22 protein-coding genes and 1 riboswitch are annotated in these 26,651 nt (G+C 71.7%); of the genes, 7 read left to right on the top strand and 15 right to left on the bottom strand.

Annotation, left to right across the window (positions count from 1 at the left end; all coding sequences use genetic code 11):
* Positions 1-26: 26 nt before the first annotated feature.
* The 4 genes from OHA03_RS26410 to ribD are packed head-to-tail and all read right to left on the bottom strand — an operon-like array spanning position 27 to position 3,672.
* Positions 27-1,325 (bottom strand): bifunctional 3,4-dihydroxy-2-butanone-4-phosphate synthase/GTP cyclohydrolase II, encoded by a 1,299-nt coding sequence (locus tag OHA03_RS26410; protein ID WP_267006243.1) that lies wholly within the window; start codon positions 1,323-1,325, stop codon positions 27-29.
* Positions 1,322-1,966, bottom strand: coding sequence for a nicotinamide mononucleotide transporter family protein (locus OHA03_RS26405; RefSeq protein WP_267006242.1), 645 nt, complete (start codon positions 1,964-1,966; stop codon positions 1,322-1,324). Before OHA03_RS26405 ends, OHA03_RS26410 begins: the two co-directional genes overlap by 4 nt.
* Positions 1,963-2,571, bottom strand: coding sequence for a riboflavin synthase (locus OHA03_RS26400; RefSeq protein WP_267006241.1), 609 nt, complete (start codon positions 2,569-2,571; stop codon positions 1,963-1,965). Before OHA03_RS26400 ends, OHA03_RS26405 begins: the two co-directional genes overlap by 4 nt.
* On the bottom strand, positions 2,572-3,672 hold the full coding sequence (gene ribD, locus OHA03_RS26395) for a bifunctional diaminohydroxyphosphoribosylaminopyrimidine deaminase/5-amino-6-(5-phosphoribosylamino)uracil reductase RibD (RefSeq protein ID WP_267006240.1): 1,101 nt from the start codon (positions 3,670-3,672) through the stop codon (positions 2,572-2,574).
* A gap of 158 nt (positions 3,673-3,830) precedes the next feature.
* Positions 3,831-3,961, bottom strand: a riboswitch (FMN riboswitch).
* 151 nt (positions 3,962-4,112) lie between these two features.
* On the opposite strand from ribD, the gene OHA03_RS26390 reads away from it, so the two are divergent.
* Positions 4,113-4,802 carry an SDR family oxidoreductase gene (locus tag OHA03_RS26390; protein WP_267008166.1) on the top strand — a complete coding sequence of 230 codons (690 nt, stop codon included), beginning with the start codon at positions 4,113-4,115 and terminating at the stop codon, positions 4,800-4,802.
* On the opposite strand, the gene OHA03_RS26385 is transcribed toward OHA03_RS26390, so the two are convergent.
* Positions 4,771-5,976 (bottom strand): ROK family transcriptional regulator, encoded by a 1,206-nt coding sequence (locus OHA03_RS26385; protein ID WP_267006239.1) that lies wholly within the window; start codon positions 5,974-5,976, stop codon positions 4,771-4,773. The genes OHA03_RS26390 and OHA03_RS26385 overlap by 32 nt on opposite strands.
* Positions 5,977-6,125: 149 nt before the next feature.
* Between OHA03_RS26385 and OHA03_RS26380 the strand changes: the two genes are divergently transcribed.
* A complete protein-coding gene (locus tag OHA03_RS26380) occupies positions 6,126-7,352 on the top strand; it encodes an MFS transporter (RefSeq protein ID WP_267006238.1) in 1,227 nt (408 codons plus the stop codon).
* A gap of 49 nt (positions 7,353-7,401) precedes the next feature.
* On the opposite strand, the gene OHA03_RS26375 is transcribed toward OHA03_RS26380, so the two are convergent.
* On the bottom strand, positions 7,402-8,691 hold the full coding sequence (locus OHA03_RS26375; protein WP_267006237.1) for an alginate lyase family protein: 1,290 nt from the start codon (positions 8,689-8,691) through the stop codon (positions 7,402-7,404).
* A gap of 266 nt (positions 8,692-8,957) precedes the next feature.
* Between OHA03_RS26375 and OHA03_RS26370 the strand changes: the two genes are divergently transcribed.
* A complete protein-coding gene (locus tag OHA03_RS26370) occupies positions 8,958-10,349 on the top strand; it encodes a uracil-xanthine permease family protein (RefSeq protein ID WP_267006236.1) in 1,392 nt (463 codons plus the stop codon).
* A 237-nt stretch (positions 10,350-10,586) separates the two neighbouring features.
* Positions 10,587-11,288 (top strand): DUF5995 family protein, encoded by a 702-nt coding sequence (locus OHA03_RS26365; protein ID WP_267008165.1) that lies wholly within the window; start codon positions 10,587-10,589, stop codon positions 11,286-11,288.
* A gap of 154 nt (positions 11,289-11,442) precedes the next feature.
* Here the strand turns inward: OHA03_RS26365 and OHA03_RS26360 are convergent, their stop codons facing one another.
* The 3 genes from OHA03_RS26360 to OHA03_RS26350 form a co-directional block, all read right to left on the bottom strand.
* Complete coding sequence (locus OHA03_RS26360) at positions 11,443-13,149, bottom strand: NAD(P)/FAD-dependent oxidoreductase (RefSeq protein ID WP_267006235.1); 1,707 nt, start codon at positions 13,147-13,149, stop codon at positions 11,443-11,445.
* Between the two features lie 48 nt (positions 13,150-13,197).
* On the bottom strand, positions 13,198-13,995 hold the full coding sequence (locus tag OHA03_RS26355) for a carbon-nitrogen hydrolase family protein (protein ID WP_267006234.1): 798 nt from the start codon (positions 13,993-13,995) through the stop codon (positions 13,198-13,200).
* Positions 13,996-14,248: 253 nt separating this feature from the next.
* Complete coding sequence (locus OHA03_RS26350) at positions 14,249-14,704, bottom strand: Lrp/AsnC family transcriptional regulator (protein WP_267006233.1); 456 nt, start codon at positions 14,702-14,704, stop codon at positions 14,249-14,251.
* 155 nt (positions 14,705-14,859) lie between these two features.
* Here OHA03_RS26350 and OHA03_RS26345 point away from each other — a divergent pair, with 155 nt between their 5' ends.
* Positions 14,860-15,855, top strand: a complete 996-nt coding sequence (locus OHA03_RS26345; RefSeq protein WP_267006232.1) for a GDSL-type esterase/lipase family protein — start codon at positions 14,860-14,862, stop codon at positions 15,853-15,855.
* Between the two features lie 94 nt (positions 15,856-15,949).
* Here the strand turns inward: OHA03_RS26345 and OHA03_RS26340 are convergent, their stop codons facing one another.
* On the bottom strand, positions 15,950-17,416 hold the full coding sequence (locus OHA03_RS26340) for a GuaB1 family IMP dehydrogenase-related protein (protein WP_267006231.1): 1,467 nt from the start codon (positions 17,414-17,416) through the stop codon (positions 15,950-15,952).
* A gap of 305 nt (positions 17,417-17,721) precedes the next feature.
* On the opposite strand from OHA03_RS26340, the gene OHA03_RS26335 reads away from it, so the two are divergent.
* Positions 17,722-18,744, top strand: coding sequence for a terpene cyclase (locus OHA03_RS26335; RefSeq protein ID WP_267006230.1), 1,023 nt, complete (start codon positions 17,722-17,724; stop codon positions 18,742-18,744).
* Positions 18,745-18,851: 107 nt separating this feature from the next.
* On the opposite strand, the gene OHA03_RS26330 is transcribed toward OHA03_RS26335, so the two are convergent.
* The 4 genes from OHA03_RS26330 to fmt form a co-directional block, all read right to left on the bottom strand.
* The gene (locus tag OHA03_RS26330; RefSeq protein ID WP_267008164.1) at positions 18,852-19,868 is read right to left on the bottom strand and encodes a sugar-binding transcriptional regulator; all 1,017 of its coding nucleotides are present in this window, start codon (positions 19,866-19,868) and stop codon (positions 18,852-18,854) included.
* A 175-nt stretch (positions 19,869-20,043) separates the two neighbouring features.
* Complete coding sequence (gene rpe, locus OHA03_RS26325; RefSeq protein WP_030918954.1) at positions 20,044-20,727, bottom strand: ribulose-phosphate 3-epimerase; 684 nt, start codon at positions 20,725-20,727, stop codon at positions 20,044-20,046.
* A gap of 322 nt (positions 20,728-21,049) precedes the next feature.
* Positions 21,050-22,483, bottom strand: a complete 1,434-nt coding sequence (locus OHA03_RS26320; protein WP_267006229.1) for an RsmB/NOP family class I SAM-dependent RNA methyltransferase — start codon at positions 22,481-22,483, stop codon at positions 21,050-21,052.
* A 146-nt stretch (positions 22,484-22,629) separates the two neighbouring features.
* Positions 22,630-23,562 (bottom strand): methionyl-tRNA formyltransferase, encoded by a 933-nt coding sequence (gene fmt / locus OHA03_RS26315; RefSeq protein WP_267006228.1) that lies wholly within the window; start codon positions 23,560-23,562, stop codon positions 22,630-22,632.
* 227 nt (positions 23,563-23,789) lie between these two features.
* Here fmt and OHA03_RS26310 point away from each other — a divergent pair, with 227 nt between their 5' ends.
* Entirely contained in the window at positions 23,790-24,335 is a 546-nt protein-coding gene (locus OHA03_RS26310; RefSeq protein ID WP_267006227.1) for a hypothetical protein, read from the top strand.
* Positions 24,336-24,404: 69 nt separating this feature from the next.
* Here the strand turns inward: OHA03_RS26310 and OHA03_RS26305 are convergent, their stop codons facing one another.
* A complete protein-coding gene (locus tag OHA03_RS26305; RefSeq protein WP_267006226.1) occupies positions 24,405-26,549 on the bottom strand; it encodes a primosomal protein N' in 2,145 nt (714 codons plus the stop codon).
* Positions 26,550-26,651 lie beyond the last annotated feature (102 nt).

The following is a 26,651-nucleotide window of genomic DNA, read 5'->3' as shown; positions in this document are numbered from 1 at the left end:
TCTCCTACCGCCTGTTTTCGTGGTCGTTACTGGTTGCCGCAGGTCGACACCGGGGCGGCGTCGAGCCAGGGCAGGTCGTGTCCCATGCGGTCCCGCTTGGTGCGCAGGTACCGCAGGTTGTGCTCGCCGGCCTGGACGGGCATCGGCTCGCGGCCGGTGATCGCGAGGCCGTGCCGCAGGAGCGCGGCGGTCTTGTCGGGGTTGTTGGTCATCAGCCGGACGCCGCGGACGCCGAGGTCCTTGAGGATCTGGGCGCCTGCCCCGTAGTCCCGGGCGTCGGCGGGCAGGCCGAGCTCCAGGTTGGCGTCGAGGGTGTCGACACCGTGCTCCTGGAGTTCGTACGCCCGCAGCTTGGAGAGCAGGCCGATGCCGCGGCCCTCGTGGCCGCGCAGGTAGACGACGACACCTCGGCCCTCGTCGGTGATGCGCGCCATGGACGCGTGCAGCTGGGGGCCGCAGTCGCAGCGCTGGGACTGGAAGATGTCACCGGTCAGGCACTCGGAGTGGACCCGGACGAGAACGTCGTCGCCGTCACCGAGGTCGCCGTGGACGAGCGCGACATGCTCGACACCGTCGACGGTGGAGCGGTAGCCGTACGCGGTGAACTCGCCGAACGATGTCGGCAGCCGGACCTCCGCCTCGCGGCGGACGGTCGGCTCGGAGGAGCGGCGGTAGGCGATCAGGTCCTCGATCGAGATGATCGTGAGGCCGTGCTTGCGGGCGAACGGCACCAGCTCGGGCAGACGCAGCATCACCCCGTCCTCGCCGGCGATCTCGACGATCGCACCGGCGGGCCGCAGCCCGGCGAGCCGGGCCAGGTCGACGGCGGCCTCGGTGTGGCCGTTGCGGACGAGCACACCGCCGGACCGGGCGCGGAGCGGGAAGATGTGACCCGGGCGCACGAAGTCGGCGGGGCCCGTCTGACCGCCCGCCAGCATCCGGAGCGTGGTGGCCCGGTCGGCGGCGGAGATGCCGGTGGTCACGCCGTGCGCCGCGGAGGCGTCGACCGAGACGGTGAACGCCGTGCGCATCGACTCGGTGTTGTGGGTGACCATCTGCGGCAGTTCGAGCCGCTCCAGTTCGTCGTTCTCCATCGGCGCGCAGATCAGGCCGCGGCATTCGCTCATCATGAAGGCGACGATCTCGGGCGTGGCCATCTCGGCCGCGATGACGAGGTCGCCCTCGTTCTCCCGGTCCTCGTCGTCGACGACGACGACGGGGCGTCCGGCCGCGATGTCGCGGATCGCCTGCTCGACGGGGTCGAGGGAGAGGTCCTCGACGACGCTGTCGTGTTCCGGGTGCAACCAGGTGGGCTGGGCAGTCATGCCGTGGCTCCTTCCAGAGCAGGTGTCCGCGTACGCAGCCACCAGTCGCGCATGCCCCACAGGACGAGGGCGCCGTAAATGACGTAGACGAAGCCGGAGAAGGCGAAGCCGTTGGCGAAGTTCAGCGGCACACCGACCAGGTCGACCAGCAGCCAGGCGAACCAGAACTCGACCATGCCGCGCGCCTGGGCGTACATCGCGACGATCGTGCCGACGAAGATGTAGGCGTCGGGCCACGGGTCCCACGACAGCGTCGGGAACGCGGTGAACAGCCCGCCGACGGCGAGGGTGCCGAGGGCGGCGCCGCCGACCAGGAAGGCCCGCTCGCGCCAGCTGGCGAACCGTACGGCGATGGAGCCGTCCTGGGCCTGCTGCTTGCCGCGGTTCCACGACCACCAGCCCCACGCGGCCACGACGATCACCACCAGCTGCTTGCCCGCACTGCCCGAGAGGTGGGCGGAGGCGAAGGCGGCCAGCAGGATCAGGCCGGAGACCAGCTGGGCGGGCCAGGTCCATATCGAGCGACGCCAGCCGAGCGCGAGGGCGACCAGCCCGACCGTGTTGCCGATCATGTCGGACCACTTGATGTGCTGGCCGAACAGGGCGAAGGCCTCCGAGTTGAGCCAGCCGACGGCGCTCACTTCGTGTCCTCCCGGTCCCGGTCGCCGAGCAGCCGCTCGACGTACTTCGCGATGACGTCCACCTCGAGGTTGACCGGGTCGCCGGGCTCCTTGATGCCGAGCGTGGTCAGGGCGAGGGTGGTGGGGATGAGGCTGATGGTGAAGTAGTCGGGTCCCGCGTCGACGACGGTCAGGCTCACGCCGTCGACGGTGATCGAGCCCTTCTCCACCACGTACCGGGTCAGCTCCGCCGGGAGGGAGATCTTCACGATCTCCCAGTTCTCGGAGATCTTGCGCTCGACGATGCGGCCCGTGCCGTCGACATGGCCCTGGACGATGTGCCCACCGAGCCTGCCGCCGACCGCCATCGGGCGCTCCAGGTTGACCCGGGAGCCGGTCTCCAGTGCGCCGAGACTGGACCGGTTCAGGGTCTCGGCCATCACATCGGCGGTGAACTCGCCGTCGCCGAGGTCGACGACGGTGAGGCAGACACCGTTGACGGCGATGGAGTCGCCGTGCTTGGCGCCTTCGGTGACTACGGGACCGCGCAGGCGGAATCGGGAGGCGTCGCCGAGCTTCTCGACGGCGGTGACCTCACCCAGTTCTTCGACAATTCCGGTGAACACTCAGTTTCCCTTCCGGGCAGGGCCGGGGACGGCGGTGATGCGCAGATCGGGGCCGATGCGTACGGTCTCGGTCACGTCGAGGCGCAACGCCTGGGCGATGGTGGAGATTCCGGCGTCGGCGAGGGCCGCGGGGCCGGCGCCGAGGAGCACGGGGGCGAGATAGCCGACGACCTTGTCGACCGTTCCCGCCGCGACGAAGGCCCCGGCCAGGGTCGGGCCGCCTTCGAGAAGTACGGAGCGGACGCCGCGCGAGTGCAGGGCGGCGAGCAGGGCGTGCAGGTCCAGGCCGGGGCCGGTGGCGGCACGCGGCAGCCGCAGCACGGTCTCCTCGGGGAGATGGCCGGTGTCGGCGTCCTCGGCGACCGCGACCAGGGTGGGTGCCGTGTCGTCGAGGACACGGGCGCCGGGGCGCACCGCCGTGGCGCCGGTGTCGACGACGACGCGCAGCGGCTGCACGGCGCCGTCGATGCCCCGGACACCGAGCTGGGGGTCGTCGGTACGGGCGGTGCCGGAGCCGACCACGACGGCGTCGGCCTCGGCACGCAGCCGGTGGACGTCGGCGCGCGACTCGGGAGAGGTGATCCAGCGGCTGGTGGCGTCGGCGGCGGCGATCCGGCCGTCGAGCGTCGCGGCGTACTTCCACAGGACGTACGGACGGCCGAGCCGCACCGAGGTCAGCCACGCGGCGTTGCCCGCCTCGGCCTCATCGGCGAGAAGCCCCTGTTCGGCCTTGATCCCGGCTGCGCGGAGGGTGTCCGCACCTCCGGTGGCCTGCGGGGTCGGGTCGGCCACCGCGTACACGACACGGCTGACACCGGCCTCGATCAGCGCCTGGGCGCAGGGGCCGGTGCGACCGGTGTGGTTACAGGGCTCGAGAGTGACGTACGCGGTGCCGCCGCGGGCCTTCTCACCTGCTGCACGCAGGGCGTGGATCTCGGCGTGTGGCCCCCCGGCACGCTGGTGGAAGCCTTCACCGGCCGGACGTCCCTCGGCGTCGAGAATCACGCATCCGACGACCGGGTTGGGGCTGGTGGAGCCGAGTCCGCGGGCGGCGAGCGTGATCGCTCGGCCCATGGCGGTGCTGTCGGCTGCGGTGTCCACCGGGTCCTCCTGCCTCTTCGGGCACGGACTCCGGGGCCTGTCGATGACGACAGATGAAGCGGAACGCAACAGGGAACGCCGAAACCGAAGACACGGACGCGGGCTTCCGGAAACCCGGAAAACGCATCCGCCGACGGCGGCATACCTGTGACGGCCCGCCGCGCACTGCCTCCCATCCGGACTTTAACCGTCGGTCCAGGAATCTCACCTGGTCAACCGGCCGCTGGATGCGGACGGGTCGCGGACTATAACCGCCGGTTCGGAATTGCACCGACCCCGGAGTGCGCTGCTGCTGTTACAGGATCAGTGTGCCACGCCTGCTCATGGGCCATACGGATGAGAGGTGTGGAGTGGCTCACAGCCGGGCCCCTGGCGGGCTCGCGGCGAGCTCACGGACGGACGCACCGACAGGCGCACGAGCGGGTTCGGGGGCCGCCTGGCTGCGCACCGACGGGCACGAAGTCCGGGTGCTGAGCCGACGATCACAGCCGTATGCCGTCGATCTGCGCGACGGTACGGGTCTGGGCGCGGCGGTCGACGGCGTGGACACGATCGTGCACTGCGCCACGCTGCCGCGCGGTGGCGACGACACGGCGGCCGGACATCTCATCGAGGCCGCGAAGCAGGCCGGTGTCCCCCATCTGGTCCATGTCTCGATCGTCGGCGTGGACCGGGTGCCACTCGGCCACTACCGGGTCGAGCGGCAGGTCGAGCAGATGGTCGAGGATTCGGGGCTCGGCTGGACGATCCTGCGGTCCACCCGGTTCCACGACCTGGTCCTGCGCGTCCTCGCCGCAGCGGCCCGGCTGCCCGTGATGCCGTTGCCGGCCGGGGTGCGGCTGCAGTCCATCGATACCGGTGAAGTCGCGGACCGGCCGGCCGAGTTGGCGGTGGCCGGTCCGGCGGGGCGGGTGCCGGAGATGGGCGGGCCCGAAGTCCGGGAGCTGCCGGAGCCGGCCCGGGCCTATCTCCGGGTGACCGGGAAACGGCGGCCGCTGGTGCCCCTACCGCTGGCCGGAAAGGCGTATGCCGGCTACCGGCGGGGCGGGCATCCGACTCCCCGACGGGCCGTCGGGAAGGCCACGTTCGAGGAGTCCCTCACGGAGCGCCGCCGACGCCGCCAGGGGTGAACAGCTCGTCCTGAGCCGCATCGCGGGCGGCGAGCAGCGCACCGCGGAGCACCGCGGAGCCGCCCAGCAGGCCCGCTCTGACCTCCGTCCGCAGCGGGGACATCATGGCCAGCCGCTCCTCGACCCGGGACGCCAGCGCATCACCGCCCGCGTGACCGACCTCGCCGGCGAGGACCACACAGCCGGGGTCGATGACCGAGGCGACGGCGGCGGCGCCCACCGCGAGGCGGTCGGCGAGGGCCGAGAGGAACGCCTCGCCCTCCCCTTCTCCGGCCAGGGCGGCCCGTACGGCGAACGCGGCAGCCGGCTCCTGCTCCCCGGAACCCATCCGCGTACGCACGTCGATGCCGTGCCTCAGGGCCAGTTCGTACACCGGCGCCGCGCCCACCAGGGAGTGGAACCCGCCGTCGCAGTTGACCGCGGAGGGGATCCGCACCGTGCCCGGCACGGGCAGGAAACCGATCTCACCCGCACCGCCGGAGGCTCCGCGGCGCAGCTTGCCGTCCAGCATGACGGCGGCGCCGATGCCGTGGCCGAGCCAGAGCAGGACGAAGGTGTCGCGGTCCTGGGCCGCGCCAAGACGGTGTTCGGCGACGGCGGCCAGGTTGGTCTCGTTCTCGACGAGCACGGTCGCGGGCAGCCGCTGCTGGAGCACCCGGACGAGGCGACGGTGCCAGGCGGGCAGGCCGGAGGTGTCGCGGAGCTCGCCGGTGACCGGGTCGATCAGGCCGGGGGCGCCGATGCCGACGCTGTGCAGCGGTGCGGCGCCTGCCTCGCGCGCGGTGTCCTCCAGCAGCGCGGCGGCCTGTTCCGCGGCGGTTTCGGTGCCGGTGTCGCTGCCGATCGGCAGGGTGGCCTCGGCGAGCGTGACGCCGAGGAGATCGGCGACGACGACGGCGACGCTGTCGGTACGCACGTCGAGGGCGGCGAGGTGGGCGCGGTCCGCGACGATCCCGTACAGCCGGGCGTTGGGGCCGCGTCGCTCGGCGCCGCTCTCGCCGACGACCTGGATCAGACCGGCCCCCTGCAACCGCTCCACCAGATCGGCCACGGTGGGGCGGGAGAGTCCGGTCAGGGTCTTGAGCTGGGTGGCCGTCAGCGGGCCGTCCTCCTGGAGCAGCCGAAGGGCGAGCCGGTCGTTGATGACCCGGGCGGTGCTCGGTGATGCGGGCATGCCGGGATCCTTCCAGATCACTGCCGCACGGGGAGGGACCATGACGGCCTATTTATCAGGCAGGGTTCCTGATAGTTTACTCCCCACACCGTGAGGACAGGCGCGGGGGTCGACCGCGACAGAGAATTCCCAGGGGAGGGCACGGCGGCATGACGACGGAATCCACAGGGACGGTCTTCGGCACGGAGCAGGTGAGGCGGGCCAGGTTCGCGATCGCCGCGGTCTTCACCGTGCACGGCGCGGTGACCGGCAGCTTCGCCACGCGCGTGCCCTGGATCCAGGACCACGCCGGGGTCAGTGCGGGGCAGTTGGGCATCGCCCTGGCCTTCCCGGCGATCGGCGCCTCGCTCGCCATGCCGCTGGCCGGTGCGATCAGCCATCGCCTCGGCGCCAGAACCGCACTGCGCGGACTGCTGGCGCTGTGGACGCTTGCGCTGACGCTGCCCTCGCTGGCACCGAACCTGCTGACGCTGTGCGCGGCCCTCTTCGTGTTCGGGGCGTCGGCCGGCATGTCGGACGTGGCCATGAACGCCCTCGGCGTCGAGGTGGAGAACCGTCTCGACAAGTCGATCATGTCCGGGCTGCACGGCATGTGGAGCGTGGGCGCGCTGATCGGTTCGGCGGCGGGCACCGTGGCCGCCCACATCGGCGCCGACGCCCGGCTGCACCACGTCCTCGCCGCTCTCGTGCTCACCGTGCTCGGCCTGATCGCCTGCCGGCGCGTACTGGATCTGCGCAGCGAGCCGGACGAGGAGCCGCCACCGCGGTTCACCCTGCCACCCAGGTCGGCGCTGGTCATCGGCGCGGTGGGGTTCTGCGCAGTGTTCGCCGAGGGAGCCAGCCTGGACTGGTCGGCGGTCTACCTCCGGGACATCATGGACAGCTCCGCCGGGCTCGCGGCCGCGTCCACGACGGCGTTCGCACTGACGATGGCGGTGGCCCGGATCGCCGGGGACAAGGTCGTCGACCGGTTCGGTGCGGTCAGGACCGTGCGGGTGGGCGGAGTGCTGGCAACCGTCGGGGGTGTGCTGGTGGTCGTCGCGCCGGGCGCGGTTCCGGCCATGTGCGGTTTCGGACTGCTGGGCCTCGGTGTCGCCGTGGTCGTCCCGCTCGCGTTCGCGGCGGCGGGACGCAGCGGGCCGAACCCGAGCCAGGCGATCGCGGGCGTCGCCACGATCACGTACACCTCGGGGCTGATCGCCCCGTCGGCGATCGGTTCGCTGGCCGAGGCGACCTCGCTGGTCGTGTCGTTCGGCCTGGTGACGGTGTTGGCGTTCGGTCTGGTGCTGGGGGCCGGCGTGCTGCGGGCGGGTGACCGCCAGGTCGCGGCGAAGGCGGTCGGCGCACCCGAGACGGCGGCCGAGCCCCGGGCCTGAGGGCTCGTTCCGCGGGCGGGGCTCCTGGTGGAGCCCCGCCCGCGGACGTTCAGCCGGCGATCGAGTCGAGCTGCTCCGCTGCGGGCCGCAGCGCCCAGAGGTCGCCGCCGGGCGGCGTCTCCAGTTGCGGTACGGCGGCCTGCGCCTGCCGGTCACCGGCGTCGGCGGCAGCGTGCACGATGTCACTGGCCGCGTACCGGTAGAACTCGAGCTCGGGGTGCGGCCAGGGGGCCGCCCCGGACGCGGCAGGCAGCAGATAGTCGACCGCCTTGAACAGGCTCTGCCCCTGCGGCCCTTGGTAGGCCCAGAGGTCCACACCGACCTGCTTGCCGATCGCGGCGAGCCGCGTGTAGGCGACCAGGTCGAAGGTCGAGTAGTGCCAGCTGCGGGTGCGCGCCAGCTCCTGCGGCTGGGTGCCGTCGGCGGCGATCTGCGGGTCGATCCGCAGCGCACGCGCGTCGAGGACTACTTTGCGGGCGAGGTCCTTGTCACCGGTGGCGAGGGCGAGTCCGGCGATCTGCATGTCCTGGAAGGTGCCGTGGTTGTTCTGGGCGGCCGATTCCTGCTTGCCGAAGTCCGAGTCGACCAGCCAGTCCAGGAAGGAGGCGTTCCAGGCCTGCATGCCGGTCCGGTCGCTCTTCGACCAGCCGGGCGCACCCGTGTCGAGGAGGGCGATGGCGTCCAGGACCGAGGTGTACTGCTGGGAGAAGTCGATGATGCCGATGGCCCGGCCGTCGTACTTGCAGGGGATGAACTGCCCGTGGTTCAGGTTGGGGTTCATCCGGGTCGCGGGGTCGAGGAACCAGGTGCGCAGGATGTCCGAGGCGTGCTCGGCGTACTGCTTCCGGCCCGTGTAGTACCAGGCGAGGCTGAGCGTGGTGACCGAGTTGAAGACCTTGCCGATGTCGGGGCGGTCGGTGCCGGTGTCGACCTCGGGGTTGCGTTCGCCGTCGCGCTGGACGTACGGACAGCCCCACGGGTTCTCCGCGGTCTTCGGCTGGGAGGGCCACCAGTACGGGGCCTGGCTCAGGTAGTCGTGCGGGTCCCCGCTCGGTGCGGGTTTCGGCTTGTCGACGACCGTCCAGGGGCCCTGGTCCAGCCAGCTGTCCGCCTTCACGGTCAGCGCGTCGACGGCCGTGCGCAGAGCCCGGTCGCCGTGGTCGAGCCGTAGCTTGGTCTGCTGAATGCGGTGGCCGTCGATGACCACGGTCCTCGGCACCCGGGGCGGCGGGCGGTGGGCGGTGGCGGCTGCGGAGGAGGCGGCCGGCACCAGGACGGCGGTCAGGGCAACGACGGTGGTGAGCAGGGCTCCGAGACGCCGACGAGGTCTTTCGCTCATCGAGCACTCCCCTCATGAATCAGATATATGAATGATGTTCACGAGCACGACCGTGTGAGCGTAGAGCCGCCTGTTCGGGGTGACAATGCTTCGCGCACGATTCATGGATGGGACCCTCGGGCGGGGCTCGCGCAGCGGAACCCGGACACGGGTCGCCGCCGCTCCGGCATTAGCATGGCGCTGATCTTCTCCGCGGTGGCGCCGGGCCGTACCAAGACGGCACCGGGCACCGCACGGACCCACACACGGACACACAGGGAGCGACCATGGGCGGCCTCGGCGTGCGCTGGACCTTGCACGGCGACGGAAAGACCCCCGCACCGGGGGCCGTGGTCCGGCCCGATGAGCGGCTCTCCTGGCCCCGTACGTTCGGGCTCGGCGCCCAGCACGTGGTTGCGATGTTCGGCGCTTCGTTCGTCGCCCCGGTGCTCATGGGGCTGGACCCGAACCTCGCGATCATGATGTCCGGCGTCGCGACGGCCATCTTCCTGCTCGCCACGCGCGGCCGGGTGCCCAGCTATCTCGGCTGTTCGCTCTCCTTCGTGGGCGTGGCCGCGACGATCCGGGCGAGCGGCGGGGACAGTGCCGTCGTCACCGGGGCGGTCTTCGTCGTCGGCGTGGCGCTCTTCCTCGCGGGTCTCGCGGTGCAGCGCTTCGGGGCCCGGATCATCCACGCGGCGATGCCGCCCGTGGTCACCGGCGCCGTCGTCATGCTCATCGGCTTCAACCTGGCGCCGGTCACCGCGTCGACGTACTGGCCGCAGGACCAGTGGACCGCGCTGCTGGTCATGCTCTTCACCGGTATGGCCGTGGTGTGCCTGCGCGGATTCTTCTCGCGCATCGCGATCTTCCTCGGTCTGGTCTTCGGCTATGCGCTGTCCTGGGTGCTGGACCGGGTCTTCGGAAAGATCCATTCACCGACGGGCGGCGCCGAGGCGGTCGACCACTGGCGGCTCGACCTGTCGGGCGTCTCCAAGGCCGACTGGATCGGACTGCCGTCCTTCCACGCCCCGAGCTTCGAATGGTCGGCGATCCTGGTCGCACTGCCGGTGGTGATCGCGCTGATCGCGGAGAACGCGGGGCACGTCAAGGCCGTGGGCGAGATGACCGGTGACTCGCTCGACGACAAGCTCGGCACCGCCATCGCGGCGGACGGCGCAGCCTCCATGCTCTCCACCGCCGTGGGTGGCCCGCCCAACACCACGTACTCCGAGAACATCGGCGTCATGGCCGCGACCCGCGTCTACTCCACCGCCGCGTACTGGGCCGCCGCCTGCTTCGCCCTGCTGTTCGGGCTCTGTCCCAAGTTCGGCGCGGTCGTCGCCGCGATCCCGGGCGGGGTCCTCGGCGGCATCACCGTCATCCTGTACGGGATGATCGGCCTGCTGGGCGCCCAGATCTGGATGAGCGGCAACGTCGACCTCCGCAACCCGCTGAATCTGGTGCCGGCCGCCGCGGGCATCATCATCGGTGTCGGCGGGGTCAGCCTGAAGATCACCGACGACTTCGAGCTGAGCGGGATCGCGCTCGGCACCATCGTCGTGATCACCGGCTACCACGTGCTGCGGGCCTTCGCCCCGGCCCATCTGAAGCCGCAGGAGCCGCTGCTGGACGCGGGCACGTCCACGTACGACGACACGAAGCCGCCTACGCAGTAGCCCCCTCCGGGAGGAAGTGAACACACCGTGCCCGAACTCGTGGCCCGGGGAATCGGTGACCCGACGCCTTCGGCCTGACCGCGCACCGCCGCGCTCACCCGTCCGAAACGACCCGGGGCGGGCCTCCGGGGCACCGATGGCTCTGCCCTCGTTCCCCCGTTCCGATGAACCCACGGCCCGTCGGCGCCACGGCGGACCCGCGGCTGGGACGCTGCCCCCATGTCGCAGTTCAAGCAGATGGAGCAGTGCGCGGGCCGGGCCGGTCCCGTCGCCACGCCGCCCGATGTCACCTCGGTGCTCGGGCGGATGCGTGACCTTCAGTCCTCCTGGCCGCCGGTGGACGGGGTGGCGGTCTTCAACCGGGTCTATCTGACGGTCACCGAGACCGTCGACCGGCAGATCACCGAAGGCGCGTTCCCCGACCGGGTGGCCGCGGCCGCCCTGGACGTGCAGTTCGCGGAGCGCTATCTCGCGGCCGTCGACGCAGCGTCGGCAGGGCACCGGCCGCCCGACTGCTGGCGCCCGCTGTTCCAGTACCGGCACCATCCCGGTGTACGGCCGCTGCAGTTCGCGATGGCGGGGATCAACGCACACATCGGCCACGATCTGGCGCTCGCCGTCGTGGACACCTGCCGCACGCTCCACTGCGCACCGCCGGACCTGCAGGAGGAGTTCGACCAGGTGGGCGACCTCCTCGCGATGCTGGAGGAGCAGATCCGGGAGGATCTGATGCCGGGTCCCGATCTGCTGGAGGTCGCGGATCCGCTGACCCACCTGCTGGGGACATGGAGTCTGGACCGGGCCCGCGAGGCGGCGTGGTCGGCGGCCCGGGTGCTGTGGCGGCTGCGTGATCTCCCGGTGCTCGCCGAGGAGTTCCGGCAGCGGATGGACGCGGGTGCGGGTCTGGTGGGGCGCTGTCTGCTCACCCCGTGCCGCTGACCGCACACCTCTGCGAAGGCGCCCGCACCGCGACGGCGGCGCATCCGGTACGCCATCTGTCGCCCGGTGCCGGAGCCCGGGCCGGGGCCGGAGCCCGGGCCGGGGCCGGAGCCCGGGCCGGCAGCGCAGCGTCTGCCGGCCCGCGTAACGCCGGTCAGTCCTCCGGGAGTTCGACCGGAGCGATGTCGTCGAAGACGTCACCGGGGCCGGGGTTCGTCGCATCCGTGGCGCCGCCGAACTGGTTCATCACACCCCAGACGGCGTTGAGCGCGGTCTGCACGGCGCCCTCGGCCCATCCGGCCGTCCAGGAGATGTCGTCGCCCGCGAGGAAGAGTCCGCGCTTGTCGGCGGGCAGCCGGTCCTGCATGAAGTGGGTGAACAGCCGCCGCTGATAGCGGTAGTGGCCCGGCAGATTGGCCTTGAACGCGCCCATGAAGTAGGGCTCGTTCTCCCAGGAGACCGTCACCGGGTTGCCGATGATGTGCTTCCTGATGTCGACGTCCGGGTAGATCTCGCCGAGCGACTTCAGCATGACCTCCATGCGCTCGTTCGGGGAGAGCGGCAGCCACTTCAGGCTGTCGTCGCACCACGTGTACGAGAGGCAGATGACGGCCGGCTTGTCGGGCCCGTCGTCGAGGAGGTAGGTACCCCGGGTCATCCGGTCGGTGAGCGTCATCGACATGACGTCCCGGCCCGTGGGAACCCCCCTGTCGTCGACAGCCTTGTCCAGCCAGAACGGCCGGTCGACCGGAACGAACAGCTTCGACGACTCCATGTAGTGGGTGCGCTCCATCGCCGTCCAGTGGTCGATGGGGAACAGCGCGTCGTCGCAGTCGATCTTGGAGAGCAGCAGCCAGGACTGCCCGGTGAAGATCGCCGCCCGGAAGGTGCGGATGTCGCCGGTCGCGTCGGTGACGGTGATCCGGTTCCCGGCGGTGCGGTGCAGCCGGGTCACGGCGGGGCGGGGCTCGCCGTCGTGCAGCGAGGACAGCGACGTGCCGAGCGGCCAGTGCACGATCTTCTGCGGCTCGCGCTCCCAGAGCCGCAGCGGGAGCTGCTGGCTGCCGCCGACGATGCCGCGGTGATGGTCGTCGGCCTCGGTGTAGACGACCCGCAGGATCTCCAGGATGGAGTTGGGGAAGTCGGTGTCCCAGCCGCCGGTACCGAAGCCGACCTGACCGAAGATCTCGCGGTGCCGGAACGACTTGAAGGCGTCGGAGGCGCAGAGGAAGCCGTAGAAGGTCTGGTTGTCGAGCTTCTCGACGAGCTTCGCCCAGATCTCCCGGATGCGCGGGACGTCGCGCTCGCGCATCGCCCGGTTCATGTCGGAGAAGTCGGCGCCCTCCTCCAGACAGGCGTTCCAGGCGTCCATCACATCGCGGTAGACCTGCGGCAGGTCGGCGATGGTCTCCGCGTAGTGCGACTCGCCCTTGAGGTCGACGACGGTCGACGGGGTGGCGGGGGACAGCGGGTTGGGGAACGGCTCGGTCCGCAGGTTCACCAGGTCGATGTAGTGCTGCAGCGCCGTGGACGACGGCGGAAAGCGCATCGCGCCCATCTCGGCGGCCAGCGAGGGGTCACAGCCGTCGAAACCGACGGTACGCAGCCGCCCGCCGATCTGGTCCGCCTCGTAGACGACGGGCTTGAGGCCCATCTTCATGAGTTCGTACGCGGCCACGATGCCGGAGAGCCCGCCGCCGATGACGGCGACCTCGGTGCCGTGCTCGGTCGCCGGTATCTGGCCGAGCCCCGCGGGGTGGGCCAGGAAGTCGTCGTACGCGTACGGGAAGTCCGGCCCGAACATGGTGATCGGCGGCTGCGCGTCGGTGTGCTGGACGGCGTTGGGCACCGTGGACGTCATGGGGTACGGACTCCTTGCACGGGAAAGAGGAAGCGGGAGGGCGTGGGCTCAGACGAGGGAGCCGTACAGACCGGGGCGGCGGTCGTGCAGATACGGGTTGGCGGCGCGGGACGCGCTCAGGAACTCCGGGTCCACATCGCCGACGACAAGCTCCTCGCCGCGTCCGGCCCGGGTGCGGACGGTGCCGTCGGGTCCGGCCAGGCAGCTCAGCCCGACGAACTCGAACTCGCCTTCCGGACCTGTCCTGTTGACGTACGCGACATACATCTGGCTCTCGAAGGCACGGACCGGTACGACGGACTCCGCGACGAACTGGAAGGGGTGCATCTGCGCGGTCGGCACCAGCAGCAGGTCGGTGGCGGCGAGCGCGTGCGCCCGTACGTTCTCCGGGAACTCGACGTCGTAACAGATCATGATCCCGATGCGTACGCCGTCCACCTCGGCCTGGACGACGGGCTGGTCGCCGGGGGTGAACCACTGCTGCTCGAAGCAGCCGAACAGGTGGGTCTTGCGGTAGTTGGCGAGCCGGGTGCCGTCCGGACCGATCAGCTGCGCCGCGTTGAAGATCAGCTCGTCCGCGCGCTCCGGGTAGCCGTACAGGACCGCGAGCCCGTGCCGCACGGCGATGTCGGCGACGGCCCGTGCGGAGGTGCCGTCGGCGGGCTCGGCCAGCCGGGGCACGTCGTCGCCGATGGCGTATCCGGTGAGGAACAGTTCGGGGCAGACCAGCAGCCGGGCCCCGGCCGCTGCCGCGCGGCCGGCGGCCTCGTCGATCACCTGGATGTTCTCGGCCACCGAGCCCGGACGTCCGGAGCTCTGGAGCAGGGCGGTGCGCAACGGCGGCATGGCAGACCTCGGGCGGTGCGGGCTTGGCGGGGACGTATAGACGGTACGGGCCGGGATTCCGGCCGGACAAGGCGCGAGCGTTGCGCGCCGACCGTCGATCCATTGCGCAATCCACCGCTGCGGCGGTGATTCGTTGCGTGGAGTGTCGTTGCAGGTCAGAGGGGTGATATCGGTCTCGTCGAGGACCACCTGCCCAGGTGCGTGTCCGCGGCCCCGACAGGACGGGCCGGAGAGCCGTCGCCCGCCTGTGTGATCAGCCCGGAGTCCCCGAGGAGTACCGCCGCAGCAGCGGCGACAACACCAGCACCGACTTGGTGCGCTCCACATAGGGCTCGCCCGCGATCCGCTCCAGCACCTGCTCGAAGTGGCGCATGTCTGCGGCGAAGACCTGGACGATCGCATCCGCCTCCCCGGTGACCGTGGAGGCCGACGCGATCTCCGGATAGCGCGCCAGACCGGTCTTGATCGCCTCCGGGGAGGTGTTGCGGCTGCAGTAGATCTCGATGAATCCCTCGGTCTCCCAGCCGAGCGCCGCCGGGTCCACCCGCACGGTGAAGCCGGTGATGGCCCCCTCCGCGCGCAACCGGTCGACGCGGCGCTTCACCGCGGGCGCGGAGAGGCCGATGATCGCGCCGATGTCGGCGTAGGAGCGGCGGGCGTCCTCGGCAAGGGCGTGGACGATGCGTTCGTCGAGATCGTTCAGTCGCACTTCAGGTGGATCACTTCTCTGCGATGGGTGTTCGGGGACGGCGGCACACCGTGCCGCACCCGAAGTAGAACACGCGGTGACGGACGGGGCCGTACGGACGTCGGGGCGACGCAGCGGGGTAAGGGTGCAGTGCACCCCTACCGAACGGAGACCCGATGACCTGGCTCGACCCCGACCTCTTTCTGCGCGGTGTGGCCTGGCGGGACGGTGTGCGTACGGTGCGGGCCGACCCGGCCGATCTGGCGCGACTGCCGTGGGACACCGGGGCGCGGGCGCTGCTGCCCATCGGGGTACGGCTGGAGTTCCTGGCACCGGGTGCGCGTGCGGTGGAGATCCGCTACCGCGCCGCGGTGCCCGACCCGGCGGACGCGCTGCACGACCTCGCCCACGTGTTCGCGCTCTGGCAGGGCGACCGGTGTGTGGCGGAGATCTTCACGGAGCCCGCCGAGGAGGCGGTCGCCGTGCTCGAACTCCCACCCGGGGAAGGCCCGTTCACCGTCCATCCGCCGCAGGGACAGTCCCCCCTGATCCTCGGCGTGCGGGCGGTGGGCGGCACGCTGCTGCCCGCGCCGGAGCAGCCGCGGTGGGTGGTGCACGGTGACTCGATCACCGAGGGCTGGTGGTCCACGCGCCCCGCCCACGCATGGCCCGCGGTGGCCGGCCGCGCGCTCGGGCTGGACCCGGTCAATCTGGGGTACGCGGGGGCGGCGCGCGGGGAGCTGTGCGTCGCCGAGCAGATCGCGGCGCTCCCGGCCGACGTACTGACGCTGGCGTTCGGTACGAACTGCTGGTCACGAGTGCCGTTCTCGGCACCGCTGCTGTACGAGACGGTGCGCGCGTTCATCACACTGGTGCGCGCGGGCCACCCCGGGACGCCGTTGCTGCTCGTCTCACCGCTCCTGTGCCCGGACGCCGAGGACACCCCGAATGCCCTGGGGGCCACTCTGCGCGAGCTGCGGACGGCGATGGAGGAGGCCGGTGCCGACCTCGTCCGCGCGGGCGACTCCCGGCTGTCCGTGCTGCCGGGACGCGATGTCCTCGGGCCGGAACATCTGGCGGACGGCCTGCACCCTCACGACGCCGGCCACGCCCGTCTGGCGGCGGCCGTCACGGGGGCGCTCGCGCCGTACGTATCCGCGCCGGCCTGCTGAGCGGCGTTCTCCCCCACCGACGGAATAAGTCCGGGCCGCGTCGGCGGCCCGGACTTGCTCCTCGTTGCCTCCCGGCGCTGCCGGGAGCGCGTGACTAGCTCCAGCTGGCGTGCAGCGCCTGGCCCTCGGCGTAACCGGCGGCGCTCTGCACACCGACGACCGCCTTCTCGGCGAACTCCTCCAGGGACGCCGCACCTGCGTACGTGCACGAGGAGCGGACGCCCGCGATGATCGAGTCGATCAGGTCCTCGACGCCGGGGCGGGCCGGGTCCAGGAACATCCGCGAGGTGGAGATGCCCTCCTCGAAGAGCGCCTTGCGGGCCCGGTCGTACGCCGACTCGTCCGACGTGCGGTTCTTCACGGCGCGCGCGGACGCCATGCCGAAGGACTCCTTGTAGTAGCGCCCGTCGGCCGACTGCTGGAGGTCGCCGGGCGACTCGTACGTACCGGCGAACCAGGAGCCGATCATCACGTTGGACGCGCCCGCGGCGAGCGCCATGGCGACATCGCGCGGGTGGCGGACGCCGCCGTCCGCCCAGACGTGCTTGCCGTACTTCTTCGCCTCGGCGGCGCACTCCAGCACCGCGGAGAACTGGGGCCGCCCGACGCCGGTCATCATCCGGGTGGTGCACATGGCGCCGGGGCCGACACCGACCTTGATGATGTCCGCGCCGGCCTCGACGAGGTCGCGCACGCCCTCGGCGGCGACGATGTTGCCGGCCACGATCGGCACCTGCGGGTCGAGCGCACGGACCGCGCGGACCGCACTGATCATGGACTCCTGGTGACCGTGCGCGGTGTCCACGACGAGGGTGTCGACGCCCGCGTCGAGGAGCTGCTTGGCCTTGCCCGCCACATCGCCGTTGATCCCGACGGCAGCGGCGATCCGCAGCTTGCCGTCGGCGTCGGTGGCCGGGGTGTAGAGGGTGGCGCGGAGCGCGGCCTTGCGGGTGAGGATGCCGACGAGCCGGCCGTCCGCGTCGACCGCGGGGGCGAGCTTGCGGTGGGCGCCGTCGAGCTTGTTGAACGCGTCGCGCGGATCGATGTCCGCGTCGAGCAGCACCAGGTCCTTGGACATGACCTCGGAGAGCTGGGTGAAGCGGTCGACACCGGTCAGGTCGTGGTCGGTGACGACGCCGACGGGCCGCTGCTCGTCGTCGACGACGACGCCGGCGCCGTGCGCGCGCTTCGGCAGCAGGGACAGGGCGTCGGCGACGGTCTGGCCCGGAGTCAGCACGATCGGCGTGTCGAGCACGAGATGGCGCGTCTTGACCCAGGAGATGACGTCGGTGACGACGTCGATCGGGATGTCCTGGGGGATGACGACCAGCCCGCCGCGGCGGGCCATTGTTTCGGCCATCCGGCGGCCCGCGATCGCCGTCATGTTGGCGACGACGAGCGGGATGGTGGTGCCGGTGCCGTCCGGCGAGGAGAGGTCGACCCCCTGGCGGGAACCGACCGCTGAGCGGCCCGGAACCATGAAGACATCGTCGTACGTGAGGTCGTACGGGACCGAGGGGGACTCTGTGTAGCGACCGGTGCCGGGCTCAAGAAAACGCATAAGGCTCATTTTTTCATACGAAACCGCGCAGGTCGCTGCCGTGAAGACACAGCAAACGGCTCCCGCGTTCGTACGTTCCTACAAGGGCCGCGTGCGGGAGTCCCGGGCAAGTGGAACCTGCCTTACCCACAGACACTACCCGAACAGCTTTCAACCATTCACGATCATCTTCCCTGGACCTGGTGACAAGGGGTCAGGTAGCTTCAAACGCGCAGGTCCCGCGGGTCGCAACCAAGTCCCGAGGAACAGGCGGAAAGGCCCCAACTTCCGTCATACGTACGACCGGAGAGGATCCAGACCCGCCCGTGGAGAACGAACTGCCGGACATTTACTGCCCGTTCCCCCAGCAGACGAACCCGCACGTCGCGCACACGCGTGCGCACCTCGACAGCTGGACGCGCAGCACCGGTCTGGTACACCGGGATTCAGCCAGGGAACGCTTCGAGCAAGCCGACTTCGGCGCGTTCGTCGGCATGGTGTATCCGACCGCGAACGCCGAGAATCTCGATCTCGTCGCCGACTGGTTCGTCTGGCTGTTTCTCGTCGACGACCAGCTCGACGACGGCCATCTCGGCCGCAGCCCGGACCGGGTTCGCGACGTGGTGGCGCTGATGCGCGCAGTGGTCCAGGGGACCGGCGCCGGCCCGCTGCCGGACGAGGAGCTCCCGGCCGCGGTGGTCGCCCTGGCCGACCTGTGGAAGCGGACGACGCCGAACGCGGCCTCGCACTGGCTGCGACGGTTCGCCTGGCACCTGATCACGTACCTCACCACGGCCACCACCTGGGAGGCGGGGAACCGGGCGAAGGGTGTCGTGCCGTCCGAGGAGACGTACATCGCCAAGCGGCGGCACACCGGCGCCATACATGTCTGCATGGACCTGATAGAGATCGTGGCCAGTATCGAGGCACCCGAGTCGATCCACAACGACCCACGGTTCATCGTCGCGCTCGAAGCCTCGTGCAATGTCGTGTGCTGGGCCAATGACGTGTACTCGTACGAGAAGGAACAGGTCCTCGGCGAGATCCACAACCTCGTCCACCTGGTCCGGCACCATCGCGGATACGGCAAGCAGCAGGCTCTGGAGCACGTCTGCGCGGAGACCGCCAGGGAGACGGAGCGCTTCCTGGCTGCCGAGGCCGAGCTGGTGACGGCCTACCCGCTGCTTTCCGGGATGCTCGTCCCGTACCTGAACGGCATGCGGAGCTGGATGCGCGGCAATCTGGACTGGTCACGGCAGACGCCGCGCTACAACCCGGCGGACGTCAGCCAGTACAAGGAGCCGCAGCAGTACCTGGAGCCAACGGTCCTGGGCCTACGGCAGGACTGACCCCGTAGCGCATCACATCGGCCGCCGGACGGGGCGTGGAGCCCGTCCGGCGGCCAGGGCGCGCAGTGGCCGCCGGGCGGCCCGTCCGGAACGCCGCCCGGTCCCGCTCAGACCCCGTCCGGGTCGGCCCGCTCCAGTGCGGGCCGCCGCGGCGCCGCGGACTCCGTCAGCAGATATTCGGCGGCTGATGTGTCCGTCACCAGGCTGGTGACCAGACCGGACCGCAGGACCGCCCCGATCGCCGCCGCCTTGCGCTGACCGCCCGCGATCGCCACCACCTCGGGGATCCGCCGCAGCCGGTCCGCCTCGACGGTGATGCACCGCTCGCCCAGGTCGCGGCCGACCCGGCGCCCCTCCGTGTCGAACAGGTGCGCGGACATCTCGGCGGCGACGCCGAGCGACGCGTAGTGCTCCCGCTCCTCGTCGGTCAGCATGTCGTGGACGGTGGAGATACCCGGCTCCCAGGAGCCGATGGAGACCGCGGCGACCGTCACCTTGTCGAAGTACTCGAAGGCGCGGGCGATGCCGGTCTGGTGGCGCAGCGCGGCGGCCGTGGCCGGGTCGGGCAGCAGCATCGGCGCATAGATCGGGTGGGCCTCGCCACCGGACACCTGGGCGGCCCGCCGGACCGCCTCGACCGAACCGCGCTCGGCGGTCCCGGCGTCGTACACCCCGGTGAGCTGCACGACCGTGCACGGCGGCAGCCGGTCGAGGGCCGCCGCCATGTGGATGGTGGACCGGCCCCAGGCCAGGCCCAGGACATCGCCTTCGTTCACCAGTTCGCCGAGAAGATCGGCCGCGACCTCGCCCAGGTTCTCCGGGTCCGGGGCGTCGTCCTGCTCCTCCGCGGGAGACTCGACGACGACCGCGTGCCGCAGCCCGTAGCGGGCCCGCAGCGCGTCGGAACGCTCCGCGTCCAGCTCTGCGGGGACCCGGATCTCGATCCGTACGAGGTCACGCTCGAGCGCCGTCTCCAGGACCCGGGCCACCTTGAAGCGGCTGACGCCGAACTCCTCGGCGATCTGGATCTTCGACTTTCCCTCGAGGTAGAAGCGGCGGGCCATGGCCGCCGCCTGCACCAGCTCCGCGGGCCCCATCCGCAGGGCGGACCGTCCCGCCGACATAGCAGACACCGCGATCTCCTCACTGCTGTTCACACGCTCGATACGCCGTTCATCCTGTCAGATCCGGCGATCCTTGATCGGTCCCGTCGGACCGCGTTCATCTGCCCTTGGCCGGGCCGACCGGCAACCGGGGCCCGACCGGGCTGCGTCGTCACTGCCGACGTCGCCGCCGGCTTCAGTGGTTGCACGCCCAGGCCGCCGAAGCGATCGTCCCGTCCGCCTTGGCACGCAGGGCGCGTACCGCCTCGGCCGGGTCCTGGGCCCCGTACACCGCGGAACCGGCGACAAAGACGTCCGCACCGGCCTCGGCGCACCGCTCGATGGTGGACTCCGAGACCCCGCCGTCGACCTGGAGCCACAGCTCCAGACCGTGCTTGGAGATCAGCTCACGGGTACGGCGGATCTTCGGCAGCATGATGTCCAGGAAGGCCTGGCCGCCGAAGCCCGGCTCCACCGTCATGATCAACAGCATGTCGAGCTCGGGGAGCAGGTCCTCGTACGGCTCGATGGGCGTCGCGGGCTTCAGCGCCATGGAGGCGCGGGCGCCCTTGGCCCGGATCTCCCGCGCCAGCCGCACCGGCGCTGCCGCGGCCTCCGCATGGAAGGTGACCGAGCCGGCGCCCGCCTCGACGTACTGCGGCGCCCAGCGGTCCGGGTCGTCGATCATCAGATGGCAGTCCAGCGGAGTGTCCGTGGCCCGGCTGAGCGATTCCACGATGGGCACGCCGAGGGTCAGGTTGGGCACAAAGTGGTTGTCCATGACATCGACATGCAGCCAGTCGGCGCCTTCGACGGCCTTCGCCTCCTCGGCGAGGCGAGCGAAGTCGGCGGACAGGATGCTCGGGTTGATCTGGGCCATGTGCCAAGCCTGCCATGTTCCGCGGCACTTCCCCGCCCGAGTGCGGGCCAAAGCCTCACGGGATCATTACAGTTCGCGAAATCCAGGGGTTTCGGCTGCCCGATCCGGGCGATTCGGCCCGCGTCGGGCCGATCGGCAGCGGTACAGGCCTTGCGGCGGCGGCCTTCTCCCGGCACCGCACACCGCGGGGGCGAGGGTTTCGTTACGCAATTTCGTTGCGCGTGGGTCCGGACACCGGCTGCGGACGCTCGGGATGCACATTCCGCCACCGGCCGCACGCGGAACAGGTCACCGCACCGCGTGAGGCCGGCGGTACCGGCCCCTACGCGGTACGCCGCAGCAGAGCCAGATACATCGCGTCCGTGCCGTGCAGGTGCGGCCACAGCTGGACGTCGGGTCCGTCGCCCAGCGCGGGCACACCGGGCATCAGCGGGCGCGCGTCCACCCACTCCGCCTCGACCGGCTGGCCGCCGCGCCCCTTCAGCACGTCCTCGACGACCACTCGGGTCTCCGCGAGATGCGGCGAGCAGGTCGCGTAACCGACGACGCCACCGACCCGCACGGCCTTCAATGCCTCCCGCAGCAGGCCCCGTTGCAGCGGCGCGAAGCTCTCCAGGTCCTCCGGGCGGCGGCGCCAGCGGGACTCCGGGCGACGGCGCAGCGCGCCGAGGCCGGAGCACGGGACGTCCATCAGGACCCGGTCGAAGCTGTCGGGCTGCCACGGCGGGCGGGTGCCGTCGGCGGTGATGACCTGGTACGGGCCGGGGTTGCCGGCCAGCGCGCGCTCGACGAGCCGGGCCCGGTGCGGCTGCTTCTCGGCGGCGAGGAGGGCAGCGCCGCGTTCGGCGGCGAGGGCGGCGAGCAGCGCGGCCTTGCCGCCCGGCCCGGCGCAGCCGTCGAGCCACCGGGTGTCGCTGCCGTCCACCGGTGCGTTGGCGAGGGCCGTGGCCACCAGCTGGCTGCCCTCGTCCTGGACCCCGGCACGGCCTTCCTGCACCGCGGCCAGGGCGCCTGGCTCGCCGCCCTCGGCCATCCGTACGGCATAGGGCGACCAGCGGCCGGGCAGCCCGTTCTCGTCACCGAGGGCCGTGAACAGCTCATCGGTGGTGGAACGGCCGGGGCGGGCGACGAGGGTGACCTCGGGCCGTTCGTTGTCGGCTTCGAGGAGATCCTCGATCCCGGCGCGGCCGCCGCCCAGCGCGTCCCAGAGGGCCGAGACGATCCACCGCGGGTGCGAGTGCACGACGGCGAGGTGGTCCTCGGCATCCTCGTCGTACGACGGGGCGACGCGCGCCACCCAGCCGTCGAGGTCGTCCGCGGCGACCTTCCGCAGCACGGCGTTGACGAACTTCGCCCGTCCCTCGCCGAGCACCACCCGGGCCAGCTCCACACTGGCGGAGACCGCGGCGTGGGTGGGAATACGCGTGCCGAGCAGCTGGTGGACGCCCATGTTCAGCACGTCGAGGACCGGCGGGTCGACCTCGCGCAGCGGCCGGTCGATGCAGGACGCGACGATCGCGTCGTACGTGCCCTGGCGCCGCAGCGTCCCGTAGACCAGCTCGGTCGCCAGCGCCGCGTCCCTGGCGTCGAAGTCACCCTTGGCGCGTGCCTTCTTCAGCAGCGGGGGCAGGACGAGGTTGGCGTACGCATCGCGTTCGTCGACAGCCCTGAGCGCTTCGAAGGCGAGGAACCGGACCGGGTCCTTCTGAGGCCGGCGATGCGGCTTGGCGGGACGGCGACGCTGCTGGTCGTTCACGTGAAAGGTGCTCCGCTGATGGTGAGGGGGCGAACCCTCCCAGCCTACGTCGCCGTCGGATCAAGCCCGTCCGGCGATCGAGGACAGGACAGGCCACCGGACGGTCCTGTCCCGCGTCCCCGCCGAACATGCCCGCCGGACAGGGCTCAGACCCCGATCAGCTCCCCCGGAGCGATCCGCACCCCGCGCGCCCAGTCCGCGGCCCGCATCGGCTTCTTGCCCTGCGGCTGGACCCAGAGCAGCTCGACGGCGTGCGATCCGGTGCCGACGTACACATTGTTCTTGGACGCGGACAGCTCGCCGGGCGCCAGGTCGGCGCGGTCCAGGACGGGAACGGCCTGGATCAGCTTGAGGCGTTCCCCTCGGAAGAGCGTCCATGCCCCGGGGGCGGGGGTGCAGCCGCGCACCACCCGGTCGACCCGCAGCGCGGGCGCCGACCACTGCACCTGGGCGTCCTCGACGGTGATCTTCGGTGCGAGAGTGATGCCCTCCTCCGGCTGCGGCACGGCGTGCAGGGTGCCGTCCTCGATACCGTCCATCGTCGCGGCGAGCAGCCCGGCGCCGGCAAAGGCGAGCCGGGTGAGCAGATCGCCACTGGTGTCGGTGGGCCGTACCTCCTCGGTGAGCACGCCGTACACCGGTCCGGAGTCGAGTCCCTCCTCGATCAGGAAGGTCGAGGCACCGGTGACCTCGTCCCCGGCCATCACCGCGTGCTGCACGGGGGCCGCGCCGCGCCAGGCCGGGAGCAGCGAGAAGTGCAGATTGACCCAGCCGCGGGCGGGAATGTCGAGCGCGGTCTTGGGCAGCAGCGCCCCGTAGGCGACGACCGGGCAGCAGTCCGGGGCGATCTCCCGCAGCCGCGCGAGGAAGTCCTCGTCGCGAGGCCGGGCGGGCTTCAGCACCTCGATTCCGGCTTCCTCGGCGCGCTCCGCGACGGGGCTGGCGACCAGTCGACGGCCGCGTCCGGCGGGAGCGTCGGGGCGGGTGACGACGGCGGCCACTTCGTGCCGGCCGGAGGAGATCAGGGCGTCCAGGGCGGGTACGGCTACCTCGGGGGTGCCTGCGAAGACGAGCTTCATGGGTGGCTGACTGCCTCTCAGGCCGAAACGTACGGTGACGAGCAACGCACCAGTCTAGGCGGCAACCGACCGGGGGCGTACGCACGACCGTGCGCCCCTCGCATATGCGCGTACGCCCCTGAAGCGTGACCACAGCCCCGGGTGACGCGTTGGTCAAGAGAGATTGACCGAAGCGGGCCGCCAGGTGCGGTCCGACCCCTTTCAACGCCGGTTCGAGAGGCTTCTTCATGGCCGACCACGCAACCCACGACGCCCAAGCGCGGGCCAGCCTGCATCTGTTGGTGCGGGACATCGAGCGGGTCCGGCGGCAGGTGGACGCACTGCGCACGCTCACGGCCCAACTGGGCAACGTCTACCGTCCGCGCCGCTCCGGCCCGTCCACGGGCTTCGTCGTCTACGGCAGGGCCCCGGCCCCCACCGTCAGGCTGGCCCAGGAACTGCGGGACAGCGTCGAAACCCTGGTGACGGCGGCAGTGGACTTCGACCGCTCGCTGGGCTTCTCCTGGGACGCGGTGGGCTCCGCACTCGGAGTCACCAAGCAGGCGGTCCACCGCCGCTACGGCGCCCGCCGGAACCCGCAGCCGGGGGCGGTGGAGGTGGCCGCGGAGACCGCGGGGACACGTCCGCTGCCCGTGACGCCCGGGTCCGGCACGTCGTCGGTACTGCCCGTCGTACCCGCGGCCCGCTCGATGCCTCCCCAGCCCTCGGCGGACCGCCCGTCCCTGCGCGAGGACCTGCGCCCCGGCGCCTTCCCCGGCCCGCGCAACGGCTGACCGAACCCCCTTGCCCCGCCGTGCCCGAGGCGCGGAGGGGCAGTCGTATGTGGCTTGGCGCACGTCGGGTCAGCCGATGTCCGGGGGATCGACCCTGATCCGTACCGGATCGCCGTTCCCCCGGGCCATCCGCGCCGCCTGTGCCGTCTTCAGAGCGGCGGCGAGTGCGGCGCCGCTGCCCGGCGGCACCCGGAGCAGAGCCCGCTCCCAGCTCTCCCCCACCGGCGCGTCCCACGGTCTGCGCGGTCTGCCGGGTTCGGTGCGCGGCACCGGGACCGGGCCGAGTACCTCCGCCTCCGGCGGCAGTTCCGCGGCGGCGAGGAAGGTGGCGAGAGCCTCCGGCGGGCCGGTCACCGAGGCCATCCGGGACACCGGCGGGAAGCCCAGCTCGGCGCGTTCCGCCAGCTCGCGGCGGGCGTGGCCGACCGGGTCCCAGCGCACCAGTGCCTGGACCGGCCGCAGCGTCGGTTCGGCGACGATCACCACCGTGCCGCCTTCCTGCTGACCCCGTACCAGTGAGGCCGCGGCGGTCCAGCGGCGGAGCGCCTCCTCGCCGGCCCTCAGGTCGGGGCGGCCGACCATCGCCCAGCCGTCGAGCAGCAGCGCGGCCGCGTAGCCACCCTCGGCGACAGGCTCGGCTCCGGGGGTGCTGACCACCAGCGCGGGCACATCGGGGACGGAGTCGAGGATGTGGTCGCGCCCGGATGTGCGCACCGGCACGGCGGGAAACGCCCGGCCGAGCTCCTCTGCGGTCCGCCGGGCGCCGACGATCCGGGCCCGCAGCCGGTTGGCGCCGCAGGCGACACAGTGCCAGGCGGTTTCGGCCCGGCCGCACCAGGCGCAGTTGAGATCCTGCTGGTCCGGTGCCTCCAGCGGTCCCGCGCAGTGACGGCACCGGGCCGGCTCGCGGCAGCGCTCGCAGGCCATTCGGGGTGCGTACCCACGACGCGGCACCTGCACCAGCACCGGTCCGCTGCGCAGCCCGTCCCGCACGGTCTGCCAGGCGAGGCTGGGCAGCCGCGCCGCCCGGGCCGCCCCGTCCCGCGCCAGCTCGCCGTCGCCGACGGTACGGATCAGCGGCGCCGCGATCCGCAGCTGTTCCCGGTCCGCACGCAGCGGCAGCGCCCAACCGCTCTCCACCAGTTGGGCGGCCTCCACCGTGCAGTTCGTCCCGCCGAGCAGGAACGCGCACCGGCCGTGCGCCGCCCGCAGCTCCAGGACCTCCCGGACATGCGGGAACGGGGCGTTGTCGTCGCTGTGGCTGGAGTCGCCGTCGTCCCACACGGCGACCAGACCCAGATCCGCGACCGGTGCGAACATGGCGGCCCGCGTCCCGACCACCGCGCGCACGGATCCGCGCCGCACGGCGAGCCACTCCCGGTACCGCTTCTCGGGCCCGGAGTCGGCGGTCAGCAGCGCATGACGGCCCGCCCCCAGCACCTCCGTGAGCGCGGCGTCCACCCGCCCGGCACTACGCCCGTCCGGTACGACGACGAGCGCACCCCGCCCGGAGGCGAGGGTCGCGGCGACCGCCCTGGCGATCTCCTGCGGCCAATGCGGGCCCGGCAGCGCGGTCCACACGGCCCGGGGCGCCCCGCCCTCGGCCAGCGCCCGCAGGAACGCAGGCCCCTGCTCGTACCGCTCCCAGCTCCCGGCCGACGGCGCCGGAGGCCGCGGCAGCGGTTCCGGCGACGACTTGGACTCGGCCCGTCCGTTCCTGGGCGGCACGGCGAGCTGCAGCACATCGGCGAGACTGCCTGCGTACCGGTCGGCCACGGCACGGGACAGGGCGAGGAGCTCGGGTCCGAGCACCGGCTCGGGCGATACGACATAGGCGAGCGCGGCGAGCGCCCCCGGGTAGTCCGACTCGGCACGCCGTTCGATGAGGAACCCGTCGATCAGCCCGCCGCCCTCACGGCGCCCGCCGCGGACATTGCGCCCCCCGGCCCCGAACCTCACCCGCACCCGCACACCGGGCTGCGCCTCGGCGTCGAGCTCCTCCGGCACGGCGTAGTCGAAGTACTGGTCGAGGTGGAGCACGCCCTTGTTGACCAGCACCCGGGCGACGGGCAGCTCCTTGGCGAGTGCGGCCCCCCGCCAGGTCCGCGGCTTGGCCCGCGGCACGTTCGCCTTCCGTACGGTCTCCCGAATGAGCGCAAGCTGCTCCGGCGCCCCACCCTCGGGGTCCACGGACTGCTCGTTGTCGCTGCTCACAGCCAAATTCCTACCAGACACCACTGACAGCGGCCCCTGCCCAGGACCGTTCTATCCGGCCGGCCGGGGCCGCACGCGCCGGGGCCCGGACACCGCGTGCGG

This window comes from Streptomyces sp. NBC_00154 (assembly GCF_026342835.1).
In the GTDB taxonomy this organism is placed as follows: Bacteria; Actinomycetota; Actinomycetes; order Streptomycetales; family Streptomycetaceae; genus Streptomyces.
This window is presented reverse-complemented; position numbering and strand designations above follow the sequence as displayed.

Excerpts from the sequence above, each read along its gene's own strand:
- OHA03_RS26410 (WP_267006243.1), bottom strand. The coding sequence starts at position 1,325 with ATGACTGCCCAGCCCACCTGGTTGCACCCGGAACACGACAGCGTCGTC.
- OHA03_RS26385 (WP_267006239.1), bottom strand. The coding sequence starts at position 5,976 with ATGCCCGCATCACCGAGCACCGCCCGGGTCATCAACGACCGGCTCGCC.
- OHA03_RS26380 (WP_267006238.1), top strand. The coding sequence starts at position 6,126 with ATGACGACGGAATCCACAGGGACGGTCTTCGGCACGGAGCAGGTGAGG.
- OHA03_RS26375 (WP_267006237.1), bottom strand. The coding sequence starts at position 8,691 with ATGAGCGAAAGACCTCGTCGGCGTCTCGGAGCCCTGCTCACCACCGTC.
- OHA03_RS26370 (WP_267006236.1), top strand. The coding sequence starts at position 8,958 with ATGGGCGGCCTCGGCGTGCGCTGGACCTTGCACGGCGACGGAAAGACC.
- OHA03_RS26365 (WP_267008165.1), top strand. The coding sequence starts at position 10,587 with ATGGAGCAGTGCGCGGGCCGGGCCGGTCCCGTCGCCACGCCGCCCGAT.
- OHA03_RS26360 (WP_267006235.1), bottom strand. The coding sequence starts at position 13,149 with ATGACGTCCACGGTGCCCAACGCCGTCCAGCACACCGACGCGCAGCCG.
- OHA03_RS26355 (WP_267006234.1), bottom strand. The coding sequence starts at position 13,995 with ATGCCGCCGTTGCGCACCGCCCTGCTCCAGAGCTCCGGACGTCCGGGC.
- OHA03_RS26345 (WP_267006232.1), top strand. The coding sequence starts at position 14,860 with ATGACCTGGCTCGACCCCGACCTCTTTCTGCGCGGTGTGGCCTGGCGG.
- OHA03_RS26340 (WP_267006231.1), bottom strand. The coding sequence starts at position 17,416 with ATGCGTTTTCTTGAGCCCGGCACCGGTCGCTACACAGAGTCCCCCTCG.
- OHA03_RS26330 (WP_267008164.1), bottom strand. The coding sequence starts at position 19,868 with ATGTCGGCGGGACGGTCCGCCCTGCGGATGGGGCCCGCGGAGCTGGTG.
- rpe (WP_030918954.1), bottom strand. The coding sequence starts at position 20,727 with ATGGCCCAGATCAACCCGAGCATCCTGTCCGCCGACTTCGCTCGCCTC.
- fmt (WP_267006228.1), bottom strand. The coding sequence starts at position 23,562 with ATGAAGCTCGTCTTCGCAGGCACCCCCGAGGTAGCCGTACCCGCCCTG.
- OHA03_RS26310 (WP_267006227.1), top strand. The coding sequence starts at position 23,790 with ATGGCCGACCACGCAACCCACGACGCCCAAGCGCGGGCCAGCCTGCAT.